This window comes from Methylomonas sp. LW13, from assembly GCF_016865255.1.
Classification (GTDB): domain Bacteria; phylum Pseudomonadota; class Gammaproteobacteria; order Methylococcales; family Methylomonadaceae; genus Methylomonas.
This window is the reverse complement of sequence record NZ_CP033381.1, coordinates 3,314,131-3,327,719: the sequence shown is the minus strand read 5'-3', so window position 1 is coordinate 3,327,719 and position 13,589 is coordinate 3,314,131. Positions and strand designations below refer to the sequence as shown.

The window sequence follows — 13,589 nt, the reverse complement described above, 5'->3', positions numbered from 1 at the left end:
CCGTTCATTGCGGCCCCATGCCCCAGCCTTCCTGTTCCGATTGCCGCTTGACCGTGGGTACGTCCAGATCGGTCATCCGGCCTTGGGTGCGGGTTAAAGTGTCTTGTCGTCCGCTGGAGGCTGCGCCGTATTTCTGTGGATTGAGTCGGCTGCCCGACCCGGTGAGTTGATCGAGATTCAGCATGGACGCGGCATTGGCGGCGGACGGCAAATGCCCTGTCTGTGCCAGAATGGCCAACCATTCGTCGAGATTGACTTGGGTCCAATCCACGCGGTCCAGGTCCCCGACTTTGATGCCGGTACAACTTGGAATTTCCGGCGTGCCGAAATCCATCCCTAATTGCGGTTTGATTTGTTCGTTGAGGATGCGCGCTAACGGCGAGTTATAGCAGCAATAGCTCTCCTTGCGCACCCAACACACGCCAGCTACCTTGCTTTCGCAATAGGTACCGAGGTCCGTGCAGACTTTCAGTTGTTTCTTGGCAGCCAGTTCATACTCCGGTTCCTCGCAGGAATAGACGATCTGGATGATCATGATGATGATCATCACCACCGTATAGGCTGTCATCAAGGTGCTGAGCAGTTCGCCGGCAACCGCGGCACCGCCGCCCAATTCGACACCACCGGATTCCGCAGCAGGTGTGAGATTACCCGCCGAATCGAAGGCCGCCTGGCCGCCGGCACTGAACAGCGCATTGCCGGCCGCTTCACCAAAGGTCTGGCCTATCCATTCCGCCACCGACTTCATCAATTCGCCTTTGAGCGAGTCGAGCAAGCCTTGCGAGGCAATGTCGCTAGTGCTGAGCATGTCGGTGCCGACCAAGTCATTCACTGTCGAGGCAAAATCCGCCTGAAAACTGTTCCAGGCATCGCCGGCCAACGTGAACGGGGTACGCATGGTTTCCCAGGCGCCTCGAATCGCCGAGGTACTGTCCATGGCCATCACCGCGCTGTCCATCTGACTGGTGGCGATCAATAAATCAATGTAACGTCCCAGTCCCATCGCACCCGAGGGCGTTTCGCAGCAATCGACCAGACTGAGTGCGCCACCGACCATTTTGCAACTGGCCGGCTTGCCTTGGAATACCTGGCAGGTGGTCGGATCCTTTTGCTGCAGATCGGCATTGGCGTAATCGCAATGCAAATCCATCGCCATTTGCTGGGCGCTGTTGAGTAAGGCCACCGCCTTGGTGAAATCCTGGCTTTGCGTGCGATTCACGCTGATGCAGTCTTCGCCCATGCAGCGGATCGGCCCGGCGCATTGCTGTTGAGTATTGCTTTGAATGCCGGGAATGCCAACGGTTTGTCCGCAGTCGTAGGTATCGATGCTATCCCAGCAGGTACCTGAGGCCAGTACACTGGTACATTGGCTTTTGATGAACGAGCAGCCTTGGGTTTCCAACGACGCGCAGGTTTTGTTGGGTATTCCGTTCGCCAGCGGTTCTAAACAGTGGGTACCGGCGGTATCGGTCCAGCATTGACCGTACTGATTCAAATCGCAGTTTCCGGCCGCCTGGATACTCATACAGGTATTACGAATCCCTGTCGAACTAGCCACCGGGACTTGCGCCAAATCCGAGCCACAGACCATGACCTGTGAAGTTGGGTCGACATAACAACCCGAGGCATTGGCCGGATCGTTCGTGCAACTCAATTGGCTACCGGCTTGGCAAATGCCGTCGGTGATCGCATTGGCCAAGTTTTGGCAATTCGGCCCACTCCAGCTCCATTCGTCCTGGGTGATCAGTTTCGACAAGTCATAACGCAGTCGTATTCGCGAATAGCCCTCGCCATTACCGCCGACCATCGTGTCTTGTTTGAAGACTTTATTGCCCGCGCTGTTGAAGGCGTAGGTGACGTCGCGATTGGGATGATCGACCCAGCTATTGCTGAGCTCGCAAGCGCCGCCCCAGCCGGTGGAACCGGTATAAATCAGGTTGCCGCCGTAATACACCCGAGCATGGTCGTCGAACTCCACGTCCTCCAATGTAGCGCTGACAATCGCTTCCGGATGCAGGACGTTATAGGTCACTTGCCAGGTAAACACCGCGCATCCGGACGACCAATAGTTGTCGCCGACCCGACCGACATACAAATCCATGCAGCCCGGCCCGCAATTGGATATGCCGCCGTCACCGGATACAAAACTGAGTAACGGTACGACACTGACCTGATGCGTCGCCGTGCAACTCTGCGGCACGGTTGGTTGCCGCAGACACAATTGATAATCAGGTATTTGTACTGAATGGCTAGTCGCCGTTTGCGTGGTCACAGTGGTACAGTCCGAGAACGACTGTGCCCAAGGCGTGAAGTCGCTGATTACCTGATCGCCGTTGTGCCAGATCGGATCGGCTTGTAAATCCGGATGCGACTGGTGGGCATTGTCGATCAAGGTGCGATAGGCTTCGCCGGTGAAGCTGGTTTCGCCGTTCAGGGCGGTCTGCGCGTTTAACCCCGCCGCCAGTGTGCCGGGGTTGTTGCCATAGAGATCGGCAAAGTCCTGGGCCGTGGTCGTAGCGCTGTTAGTATCCGGAAACAAGGTGCCAATCGATATGGCACTTTCCTGAGCAGTCCCCGGATTCAAGGTTAGCGTGCCGTTGCCGGTATCGAGCGGAAACGCAAAACCATCGAGGACTTGCTGACCGAGTTGTTGGCCATCACGCCCGGCCGCCTGAATCGCATCGGCCCAGGACACACCAAACGGTGTCCAGGCCAGCGTGACGCACAGCACCGCTGACAGGATTTGCGTAACAAATGTTTGGGGATCAAAGAATTGTCTCATCGCCTCATAAACCAACACAGCAATCTTGCCACCTAAATAGGATGTATAGATGATCTTCACCCGGCCCCGGATACGTGCGTCCCGCCCCCCATTTGAACGTGGTTTCGCCAATTACATGATTGGACTCTGTTTCGGCGACCGGATAAAACATCGATAGCCGGTATTGCGACTTGGGGATGAAAGGATAGATATAGCCGCCGCATAAAGCATCATTGCCCGAGGTTTTCCAGGCCAGCCCACGGCGATGCAAGGAGGCCGTGGCGCGCGTGGCCAACAAACTGGTAATCCTGGGATCGGTGCCGTAACTGGTCGGCGAAATGCCGGATAAGGGATACATATGGCCCCATGCGCCGGCACACCAGAACAAGGCATCCAAAGGATTGCCAGTGGCGGCCGCCGCAGCATCCGCGACGCACGCGGAGATGGCCACCGGATTGGCGAACAACGCCGTTTCCGGATTGGTGAAGAACGCCAATAAATCGTTGTTCCAGGTCGGGTCCAGTTCCGAGACATATAGCAAATCAAAATCCCGGTAGCCATCAGTGTTGCAGCGACCATCCCAGAATAGGTCCAGCAAAATGGTCAATGGAAACGCAAAGTAGTGGTAGTTAAAAAAGGACATTTCGCTGGCATCGAAATCGGCTTTGCCGGTAGTGGCGATTAAGCGCACATTCGAGGCGCTGAATTTATGTCCGCCCAGCGACGGTGAACACCGGGGATTGCGGACAATCTCAATCAGCCGGGCCGGGTTCCAAAGGCCCATGGTCATGCCCAGCTCCGGAATGCCCATCGGATCGGTGCAAAAACAGAACTTCTCGTCGGTGGCGATGCTCGGTACGTTGCCGCCGCCCAACGATGCCCCGGCTGCACGAATCGGAAACAAGCAGCTCCAACAAATATCGGTAATCAGGTTGCCGGACCACAGCTCGGCGTCCGAGCACAATGGGTCGACGCTATTGGTGGTGGTTTCGGAATAGACCGGGGTAGCCAACGTCACCAACACTCCCAAAGTCCAAGGCAAAATCCACAGATTCATGACCGCTCTCCTGTTGAGGCAGGCAGTTTTCGTTCACGAACCACTAACTGGTTACCGACTTGTTCGACAATCGCCGGTACCTGCTGTAATTGAAAGCGGCTGCGCACATCCGGTGTCAATAAATACACCGGTGCCTGAAGCGCAGTTTCCAAACGCTGCAAACTATCCCACCCGGACTGGCGCGGCAGAGCCGTGGCCAGATACATCACCCGAGCCTGTTTATTCTGGCAGGACTGACACTGAATCAACTCGACTTGAGCCGGCACCGTGGCATCGAATACCTTCAGGCATAAGCCAAACGGCATCTTGTCCAACGGATTGACGGTTTGTCCGGCATGGATAATCAGCTGACCGTTGGGAGCAACTAGATCGCGTGAGGCGGTGATGGTCAAATCTACGATGCGGTCGCGATCGGCCTGAGCCGTGGGTAAGTCTTCAAATTTCTGCTGTTCCCAGAACCGAGCGATGGCTTGTTGTTGCTTTTGCTTCCAATCGATGGCGGCCATCCGGCGTTTGATCTCTTCAAGCAAGTCGATTTCGGTAATTTCGCCAACATCGCCCAAGGCGCCCAAATCACCTTGTTTGCCGGCTTTGATTTGCTCGTCCAACCATGACAGACTGCTGACACCTCGAACGTGTAAACGGGCTTTATCGTCCTGTTCGACGACGATGTCTGGCACAGATGAAACCGACCAGCGTTGAAAACGGGTGGGATCGATGATGATGTTGGGCAGAGGATCAATACCTTTCAGCAAGCGTTTGAGGTCTGCCATCAAGGCCGGTAGCTTTTGGCCGGGTTTGGGGCCGCGAAACACCAGTAACACATCGTCCCGGCCTGCCGCCTCTTCGAAGATGCTTTTCAGTGCTGAGTCACCCAGCGAGAAGGACACAAACAACAAGGTAAGTGGTTTGTTCGAACGGGTTGTTGGCAGACCGCTTGCCACTGTTGTCGATCGTGTCGATAGCGCCTCTGTTTGGATCACCTGTGAGGCTTCCAACAATTGTTGCGCCTGGCGTTTCACGCCCAACTGTTCAGATTGACCGTTCAACCAGTCAGGACGAGGCTGGCCTTCCAATGTCTGCAAAATAGCCTGAGAACGTTGCAGCCAAGCTTCCTCTGCCTGAACCGTATGCAAACTGAACCAACAGAGCAAACAGATCGTCGATTGACACCAAGGATGTTGAGACCAATCAAAACAACGCATAGGCCCGTCCAATCACTTGATGATCGTAGACATAGCCCCAGTAACGTGAATCGAAGCTTTTGTCGGTTTGCCCGGTCACCCAATAGGCAGCCGGTGGGATGGTTTCATGGCGGTTAAAACGGGCAGCCGGCTTGTTGAGTTTCTCCGTCAGCGGCAAACCGTCGATGATCCGTTCACCGTTGATCATGGTGTGCTGCGGATCAACGTGAATGCTATCACCCGTGACGCCGGCGGCGATTTTGACAATGATCTGGCCGTCCTTAAAAAAAGGCGCCATGCGCTCGGCGCGAAAGGCAATCAAATCGCCGCGCCAGATGTCCTTGTTGTGCGTGTCGATCAGGTATATCCATTTATCCGGCAGGCAGCGATCGACCTGGTCATCGCCGCCGATCAGAAAGCGTTGGCCGAGGTAACGTTCCACGGCTAACACCAGCAACAAAATCGGTATCGCCTTGAGCAGAAAACGGCCTAAACGCGGGCGAGTGAAGCGGGGCGACGATGGCGAATGGAACCCGGGGGTATTCATAGGCTTAGCGTCCGGTTTGTCGAACATAGACATCCTCCGGTGCGGCCACCACCGCCGTCGAATCTATCACCAGATAGCCTGCGTCACTGAGCTTTTTGGCTTGACCCTGCCAGTCATCGACGATTTTCGCCATCTGCTCCTGACTGGCATTGGGCGGTATCGATTGAATCAATTTGGCACGGTCGAGCACGAACACCGGCGTAACCAGATTCAGGCGTGCCAATGGCTGTTGAAGTTGCTGTTGCGCAGCCAGCCAACCGCCCATGCCGCCCAAACAAGCCGCGATTAAAACGGTGCTGAGCCATTGCGATTTAAGATCCATAACCAGTCTCCCTCGGTTTGCTTCTACGGCTGTCGATGAGTTGTTGAATGGCATCGCCCAGACTCAAACCTTGCCGGCGCAATTGCTTCAAGGCGTTGACGTCTTCGGGTTTGGTCGAGAAAAGAATGCGTTTGAACGGATCGACGATCAGCCGTCCGATACCGGAACCCATCTCGGTGATGAAGAAGATTTCCGAATAGGCACCTGGCAGCGTGTGGACAGTTTTTAAGAGTTCATAGCCGCCATCCGACAACGGCAAGCGCCGATCTTGCTTCATGCCTTCGATGACTTCGGCTTTTTGACCGAGCAAGTACATATTGGCGGAGTTCTCGACAATGGCTCGCCCTGCGGCATTACGATATAAGTCGTTCACCGATTGGGTGATGGTGACTGCTGCACCGCCGTATTTCCGAAACCGGCGGTACCCGTGTTCCATGAATTTGGCGACATCGCCTTCGGTGAGCAAATCCCAAGCTTCGTCGATAATCACGATCTTGGGCCGGTTGCGTTCGCCCAGATACATTTCCTGCTGGATTTGGTAGATCAGTTGCAGCAACACGACTTGTTGCAGATGCTTGCGACCCTTGAGTTCCTCCAGTTCCAGTACGGTAAAGTCGTTGGCGAATTTGGCATTGTTCTTGCCGTTGAAGTAGCGGCCGTATTCGCCTTTAGTGGTGAATGGAAAAAGCTGCTCGCCGACATCCTTCAAGCGTTGATCGGTTTCGGCACACAGGCATTTTGCAATGTCGTCGACGGACATGGCCTGAGCCTTTTCGGTCCAGAGTTGTTTTAATATCCGCTTCAGACCAGCCGTCTGGAAATCGGTCAATTTCTCGGTTGGTGCGGCCATCTGGCTCACCAATCCGGCTAACATGTCGGCTTCTTCCTCGAAGTTTTGCACGATTTCAAACGGGTTCATGCAGATGCCGGAGCCGTGGGTGAATTTGACGAAATCGCCTTCCAGCACCTCGCAGAGGTTTTCATAGGAGCGGCCGACATCGATGGCCCAGATTTGCGCGCCTTCGGTCAGGTAGCTGACGATGATTTCGTTGGTCAGGAAGGATTTGCCTTTACCTGATTCGGCGGCGATACACAGGTTGTAGTTGCCGGTGGTATCGAACAGCGACACAGCCATGTGTTCGCCGTTACGGGAGACGAAATTCAAGGTCGGCGTCCCGGTGCCGGCCCAATCACCGAACAATGGCAATAACGGAATGGCATGCCGGGTAGCCAGCGTGCGGTAGCGTTTCAAATCAGCAATGGCCGAGCGCTCAGGACCAAACGGCAAACAATTCAGAAAAAACGGCAGGCAAAAATACTTGTCTTCCAACAGTTGAAAACCCAGCTCCCGGAAATACACCCGCGCATTCGAAACGGCCGCCGCTTCTTCGGCTTCGTCGCAAAACAGCAGTACACCAAAATAAGCCCGAATCGGCCGGTCGCCGTCGCGGTAGGCATCGAACAACACGTCGAAATGGTGTTTGCGTTGGACCAACACTGGCAAAAACCGGGCAATCGGTGTATTGACCTGATTGGTGATAAATTGCCGCACGCCTTCCTGACGGGTTCGCGTGGATTCGGCATCGGGGTAATGCAAGGTCAGACTGAGCAAAGTATTCTGGCGGATGCCACGGGTACCAGACAGAATGTCGCCTAAATAACTTTTGGCGCTGCCGAAGTAAAAATGATCGGGGGTGCGTTTGGCGGACAAGGTCTTGACGCGCTTATGTCCCAGCCACAGACCTTTTTCATCGAGTTCGAGGGCGTTGTCGTAATCCAGCAATTGATCGCGGATCAACTGGGTCGGATCGCACTCGGGTACCACACGATCTTTCCAGCCGGCATCGGGCTGCCAGTTGAGTAGCGTATTCAGGATGCGCACATACTGATCGGCGCCCAATAGTTCCGGATGCATGCCGATGGTCGACAGCGATTGCTGGGTGGCCATTTGCAATTCGCTGGCTCGACGGATGTCTTGTTCACTTGGTCTGGGATAGGCCATCGGCAGTTTGACCGTGACCAGAATATGGCTGCGCCGCAAGCGTGCTCCCGATATCGCTTCCGGGGCTTTGGTTGTACCGCGCCGCAAGAAATCGATACTGGCTTGGGTCATAGTTTTATAGGTCTGCTTTTGCTGTTTCAGACGCCGCGTTTGCATGATGGCCAGCGATTCTTCGATGTCCGGCGAAGTCCAAAGGCTCACCTGCAACAAGGTGTCAGTCGGCCAGTCCTGGTTTAGCAACACGTTGACGCGCGCGGAGACGCTGGCATCGGCACCGGTCAGCGGTCGGCACAGAAAACCAAAGCCAATGCTGCTATCAGCCATCAGAAACAGATGATGGTCATATTCATAAGCCAGTACCGTGAATAACTGATCGGCACGTTGGCGTTGCGCGGTGGTCATGGGGTCTGATCCTCGAAATACAGGTGTTGCATGGCTTCGGTTTGATGCTCGGCACGCAGGCGAATCGTAAAGGGCTGTCGACAAACGCGAACCGCACGCTTTTTGCGTTTCAACTGCCGGGCTCTAGCCGGATGACATGGGTTGATCGGCTGACCATTGGCTGCTTGGACCTTGACGGTCCGCTTATCCTTCGCCAATGTGCAAGGGCGGCGGTTGCCCGCCGCTTTCTCGGTATCAATAGTTGAACCGGTCATCGTTATTCCAGGCCTAAATCGTGGCCGTCACGATGTTGGTGATAATGGTCGGTGCCGCAAACAGGCCGACCCCGCTGGCAATCCCCAGCACAAAGCCCATGATGCTGCCGCGCACGACACCGGCGACCAGGCCGACGATGACGAACACGATAGCGATGATGCGGCCAAGCAAGCCTTCCACCCAGCCGGTCAGCAAGGTCCAGACGTTGTTGAACTCGGTACCGCCGGCACCGGCCATGGCGTCGGATGCCATCAACATAAAAAATAACGATGCCAGGGCCAGCAAGACCCCGGTTCGAGTGGACGACTTCATTCAAATGACCTCGAGTGTTAAGAAATAGACGGTTGCCCGTCGAATCTCGGAAGATCAATTCCGGCACTTGTTAAGCGGTCGCCCGCTCACTCTCGCAGGGGTTGTGGGACCTGCGGTTAAATGGGTTGTGACCCATCAAGGCAATGGCTTGCCGAGTCGGGATGACGGGTTGTCGTCATCACTGGCGTCAATGGTCGGCCGTTTCTCGGGTAAGCGTTGTTCGACTTGTAAGGGAATCAACGACGAACTGGCTGTCGATGCTGCTTTGCCGATCATCCAACGCCGGGGTTCCAGTTCGGTGTAGACGTAGTTGGACACCATCAAATCTCCGTCGGCATCTTCCCAAGGCGCAATCCAGATGCGCATGACCTGCGATGGGGTACGAATCGGCGTGGGATCGTCGATCTTGGGCACGGGTTGTTGTAACGGCGGTACGAGTGCCGGTTTAGTTAATGATTCCGAACCCTGGCTATTTTCCGGAGGTGTTTCCGAAATCGCTGTATTGGTGACCTGGTAGGCCTGCGTCGTCGACAGACAGCTGGGCTCGTCCGGCATGCCTTTACAGCCGTAGTCGGTGGCGCAGCCGGTGGTGATGGCGATCAGCAGTACACTGAGTCTATAAATAGAAAACTGATGAAAGCGTTTCATGGCTTTTTCTCCGTGGCGTTTGTGTTTTGTGCGTTTGTATCGGGCGTTGTTGCCAGACTGGGCGACCGTTTCGGTTTATCGGCTAACCAATCGGCTAACACCTCGGGTGCGCCACTGTGGGTGCGACCGTCCGGAGCGATCAGAAACGGCACGCCTTTCAAATCGAACAACTTGGCGGTGACGACGGCTTTCTGCAGTGGCTCTTTGTTGCACTGAGCGGGCGGTTCGGTCGGCAAGCCGGCGTAATCCTGTTTCAACAGTCGGTCGCGCACGGCATCTTTGGCTTTGGTATCGCTGGCTCCCAACTGACACGCCAGTTGCACGACGAGGTTTTGCGACTCGGGGCCGAGGATGGGGACCATGACCAGTTTGAAGGTGTACTGGTCTTGCAAGGATTGCAGCTCTTTCATAACTTTGCCGCAATAAGGGCAACGCGGATCGATGAACACCAATACCTGGGCTTTACCGTGGCCGACGGTCACGGCGCCCAAATCGTCGGACTTGAGTTTCATCCGCGACAGGTCGATGCGATTGGCGATTTTGTCGATATCAGCCAATTCCTTGATTTCCTGTTGGGTCCAGATGTCCATCAATTTGCCGCCGTAAAAAGCAAAGCGGCCGTTACTGGAGATAAACAACGTCTGCTCGCCGGACTTGACCATCTTCAGGCCCGAGATCGGCAAGTCCTGCATGCCGTCGATTTTGATCGATAGCAAGCCGGCGGTAATATCCGAGACCGCAGGCTTTTGAGGGTTGGCAGCCAGGGCAATGGATGTACCGAATAGCATGGCCAGTAATAAAGGAATGTGGCGTAGCGTCATAACGACCTTTGGGTTTGGGTTAAAGAATCAGCTCGGCATCTTCAGCTTCAGGGCCGTGCCTTTCTGCACGATGAAGTTGACCTGGCGGGTAGCGTCGACTTCGATGACCGGGTAAATCTCCTCGGCCATGTCCATGTAAAAGTGCGACAGACGCTCCATTGCATAGCCCGCGCCTTTCAAGGCACCGCCTTCCATCGACTGCGAGGAAAAGGCGCTTTGGAACGGTGTGGTGCCGGATAGAGCCCCCAGGCCACCAGTCATCAATACGGGAATTTGGTTACGACCGAAGGCATCGGAAAAGCCGCGTAAAAAGCCTGCCATCATGGATTGAGCGAGTAGGGCACCTTGCTTAGAAACCACGCGACCGCGCACACCGTTTTTGCCGTCTTCGCCGGTGGCATACGCATTCATCGGTACTTCGATCACGCCACCATCCTGACGTACGCAGGAAAAGGTCTCGCCGCGAAAGTAGGCGCGCTCGGCACTCAGGTCGCCGAAGCCCGCGGCCAGCAGAAAGCACTCGCGCACATCGGCGTGGAAACGGTTGGGCAGAATGGCTTCCTTCTTGATCCGGAACAGTACCGGCATGGGTTCTTTCTTGGCTTTTTTGCCAGTAGGGGCATCGAGACCGTTCAACAATACCCCGGTTAAAATACTGCCGGCCGGGATGAAAACATCGCTGCTGGCATGATCGCGGTTCGAACGGCCTCGCTCAGAGTTTGGAGCTGGGTCTTTGTCTTTACCATTGGACTGCTCGGCGCCTTCCCGGATGACACGAATCTGCATCGCCGCCGGCGCTTGGCTATTGGCTCGTGCTCCTGAGACGCCGGTATTGCTAGCAGTCGGTGCAGGAATAGCGGCTTGCTCGAACACTCGGTTGAGATCGTCTTGCCCGTTGTCGAACGGCGGATTACTCGGGCGGCGGTATGACGGTCTTCCCGGTGCCGTTGGCTCCACAGCAGGTTGATTGGCGTCGCCAGGGTTGCCAGCCACTGCCGGTGTAGACGCTTTGTTCTTCAACGTCTCAACTTCACCGGTGACCGCTTGAAGCTTGGCTTCATAGGCGTCGCGCTCGGCGCTGGTCCATTGTTTGAAGCGGATTTCGTCGGACTGCTGCTCGCGGCGTTGCTGTTCCTCGATCGCCGCTAGTCGGCGGGCTTGCTCGTCGTTCCTCTGCAGCAGATCGCGCAATTGCGCGGAAATGCCGTCGATGCCCAGCGAGCGCGGATCGCTGTCGGTCAGGATGTGTTGGATGGTAGCCTGTTTGCTGAGCGGTTTGCTGACTTCCGGGGTGATGGTGGCCAGCGCGATGATAAGGGCTAACAGCGCGGTACCAATGCCGCCGACGGCCAGATTGCGTTTGGCAACCGGACTCAATCGGAGCCACCAGTTATCGACGCTGGCCATTAGGGCTGTCCTCCGCTCAGTAACGAAGGCCGCAATGTGGACGATGCCTCAGGCGATTGGCGGACCACGACATACAACTCGGTGGCTTCCTGCGGCTTCAACACTACGTTGGGCCAGACCGATACGGCGAGTACGTCTTGTTGTGTCGTTGCACAACTGCGTTCGTCGAATTCGAGCATGTCGCCGCCGGTATTCTTGGCGAGTCCCACCAGAATCAGCCGATCCTGACCTTCCAGTACTTGACCGGTTTTGATCTGCACACGGTCTTGCAGGCAGCGAATCTGTTCCTGCGGCTTGGGTTCGCGTAACGAATAACCCGCTGGGGTCTTTTGCAACCCCAAATCCCGAAACAGCGTTTTCAGTTGGCTGATGTAAGCTTGTTCCTGTTGGCTGGAAGTCCGACTCGCGCTATCGGCGCGCTGCCATTGATTCAGCAACTGATAGCTGTCCTTGTCCAGATCAAGGTGAATTTCCCGTGCCGGAATGCGTTTGGGAATCAGGGTGAGCGACAGCGCGATGTCCTGGTTGTCGCCGGGGGTGATGTATAAGGTCACCGGCGTTTCGTCGGCGGTAGCGACGTAAACGATTTTGTCTTTAGTGCTGGTTGTCGCCTGACTGGTTGTCGTGACCACTGGATGTTCGAACGGCGTGACCAGCCGATTCAAGTGGCCGACCGCAATCGGCATCAGTTCGTTGATGCCGGGTTTAACCGCAATATGCTGGGGACCGATTGATGTGGTTGATGCTGCGTTTGACGCTGCCGCTTGCTGTTTGGCGGCTTTCAAGACGCTGGCATCAACCGGCGGTAACTCAATGCCAAAGTCGGGCTGTGATGGCGATGCGGGTGACTCTTCGGCCACGGTGGTGACCGGTGGTAATATCGTCACCGGTAACTCACCGGCGGCCAAGGCACCATTGGCGAAGCAAAGAAATAACCAGGGGTGCAATAATCGTTTCATGGTTGAGCCTCATGCGGTTGGCCTTGCGTAGATTTCAAACGAGCCAGCGTTCTGGGGGTATCCGGATACACATCGATGTATTCCAATCGGGGCCGATAGTTTTTAATGACGATGATGAATTCGTAAGTACGAGGCTTCACGTCCGGTTTGGAACTGGGACCTTGGCTTTTCAGTTCGCCGCTGACGAAGACTTTATTGGTTTCGGCTTCGTAATCGACATGACGAGGCGTGAAGCTGATTGCCACCCGATCCATCTTGATGGCCTTGATTTGATCGCTCATGGCATCCAGGACACTGCGGTAAATATCCGGCGCCAATAGTGGCTCAACCGCAGTTTTCAGAAAATCGGCATTGGCCGGCGTGGTGTTGCCGAGGAGTTCGGCCAGGAATAAACCCCAGGACTCTTTGAACTCACTGGATGCCTGGCTGCGGGTGACTTCGACTTCCTGGGTCAAGGTCGGCGGCACCAGGATGATGCTACGTTCGGTGCGCCAGGCGGCCAGCGAGGTAGTCACACAAACGACGAGCAATCCAATGATGACGACGCGGCTAAACCGGTTCTCGGTCTCGTGCCCGTCCCAGGTTTGCAGAAACTCCGCCCATTTCATGGCAGAAACTGGCGGATATAAGGATTGGGGATGGTCTGCGCGCGACTGGGCAACAAACCCAGCCAATACAACGCATGTAAGGTGTAACCGTCAGGTCGGTTATCGCGGAAACGCCGGTAAAACTTGACCGCAATCAACCCCAGCGCCAGGCCGGGAATGAACTGGTCGATCAACATGCCGGTGAGCATGCTGACCATGAAGGGTACGATCTCGTCGGCGCTCCACAATAAAATATGGATCGGATCGTCGATCGATTGGGGGATGGCAACGGGTTCCATAATGACCTCCGGTTGGGATGGTCATT

14 protein-coding genes are annotated in these 13,589 nt (G+C 55.6%); all 14 read right to left on the bottom strand.

Translation table 11 applies throughout. The annotated features are described in order from the left end of the window. Window positions 1-4: 4 nt before the first annotated feature. The 14 genes from traN to traL all read right to left on the bottom strand — a co-directional run bounded on the left by traN (window position 5) and on the right by traL (window position 13,563). Window positions 5-2,782 (bottom strand): conjugal transfer mating pair stabilization protein TraN, encoded by a 2,778-nt coding sequence (gene traN / locus JL719_RS15015; protein ID WP_129871422.1) that lies wholly within the window; start codon window positions 2,780-2,782, stop codon window positions 5-7. A 4-nt stretch (window positions 2,783-2,786) separates the two neighbouring features. Further along, window positions 2,787-3,818, bottom strand: a complete 1,032-nt coding sequence (locus tag JL719_RS15010; protein ID WP_129871421.1) for a TraU family protein — start codon at window positions 3,816-3,818, stop codon at window positions 2,787-2,789. Further along, the gene (locus JL719_RS15005; protein ID WP_165385960.1) at window positions 3,815-5,023 is read right to left on the bottom strand and encodes a TrbC family F-type conjugative pilus assembly protein; all 1,209 of its coding nucleotides are present in this window, start codon (window positions 5,021-5,023) and stop codon (window positions 3,815-3,817) included. The genes JL719_RS15010 and JL719_RS15005 overlap by 4 nt, the downstream gene beginning before the upstream one ends. Further along, window positions 5,010-5,576, bottom strand: a complete 567-nt coding sequence (gene lepB / locus JL719_RS15000; RefSeq protein ID WP_033159631.1) for a signal peptidase I — start codon at window positions 5,574-5,576, stop codon at window positions 5,010-5,012. Before lepB ends, JL719_RS15005 begins: the two co-directional genes overlap by 14 nt. Then, entirely contained in the window at window positions 5,554-5,871 is a 318-nt protein-coding gene (locus JL719_RS14995; protein ID WP_033159630.1) for a hypothetical protein, read from the bottom strand. The genes lepB and JL719_RS14995 overlap by 23 nt, the downstream gene beginning before the upstream one ends. Further along, window positions 5,861-8,275 (bottom strand): type IV secretion system protein TraC, encoded by a 2,415-nt coding sequence (gene traC, locus JL719_RS14990; RefSeq protein WP_033159629.1) that lies wholly within the window; start codon window positions 8,273-8,275, stop codon window positions 5,861-5,863. Before traC ends, JL719_RS14995 begins: the two co-directional genes overlap by 11 nt. Next, window positions 8,272-8,529: an RRXRR domain-containing protein gene (locus JL719_RS14985; RefSeq protein ID WP_033159628.1), complete on the bottom strand. Its 258-nt coding sequence runs from the start codon at window positions 8,527-8,529 to the stop codon at window positions 8,272-8,274. Before JL719_RS14985 ends, traC begins: the two co-directional genes overlap by 4 nt. A gap of 13 nt (window positions 8,530-8,542) precedes the next feature. After that, window positions 8,543-8,842, bottom strand: a complete 300-nt coding sequence (gene traA, locus JL719_RS14980; protein ID WP_033159627.1) for a TraA family conjugative transfer protein — start codon at window positions 8,840-8,842, stop codon at window positions 8,543-8,545. 135 nt (window positions 8,843-8,977) lie between these two features. Next, window positions 8,978-9,490, bottom strand: a complete 513-nt coding sequence (locus JL719_RS14975) for a TraV family lipoprotein (protein ID WP_033159626.1) — start codon at window positions 9,488-9,490, stop codon at window positions 8,978-8,980. Next, window positions 9,487-10,311 carry a DsbC family protein gene (locus tag JL719_RS14970; protein WP_129871403.1) on the bottom strand — a complete coding sequence of 275 codons (825 nt, stop codon included), beginning with the start codon at window positions 10,309-10,311 and terminating at the stop codon, window positions 9,487-9,489. Before JL719_RS14970 ends, JL719_RS14975 begins: the two co-directional genes overlap by 4 nt. Window positions 10,312-10,338: 27 nt before the next feature. Then, on the bottom strand, window positions 10,339-11,718 hold the full coding sequence (locus JL719_RS14965; RefSeq protein WP_033159625.1) for a TraB/VirB10 family protein: 1,380 nt from the start codon (window positions 11,716-11,718) through the stop codon (window positions 10,339-10,341). Next, the gene (locus JL719_RS14960) at window positions 11,718-12,677 is read right to left on the bottom strand and encodes a type-F conjugative transfer system secretin TraK (protein WP_051670523.1); all 960 of its coding nucleotides are present in this window, start codon (window positions 12,675-12,677) and stop codon (window positions 11,718-11,720) included. The genes JL719_RS14965 and JL719_RS14960 overlap by 1 nt, the downstream gene beginning before the upstream one ends. Next, window positions 12,674-13,285, bottom strand: coding sequence for a TraE/TraK family type IV conjugative transfer system protein (locus tag JL719_RS14955; RefSeq protein WP_033159425.1), 612 nt, complete (start codon window positions 13,283-13,285; stop codon window positions 12,674-12,676). The genes JL719_RS14960 and JL719_RS14955 overlap by 4 nt, the downstream gene beginning before the upstream one ends. Then, the gene (traL, locus tag JL719_RS14950) at window positions 13,282-13,563 is read right to left on the bottom strand and encodes a type IV conjugative transfer system protein TraL (RefSeq protein WP_033159426.1); all 282 of its coding nucleotides are present in this window, start codon (window positions 13,561-13,563) and stop codon (window positions 13,282-13,284) included. The genes JL719_RS14955 and traL overlap by 4 nt, the downstream gene beginning before the upstream one ends. Between the last annotated feature and the right edge of the window lie 26 nt (window positions 13,564-13,589).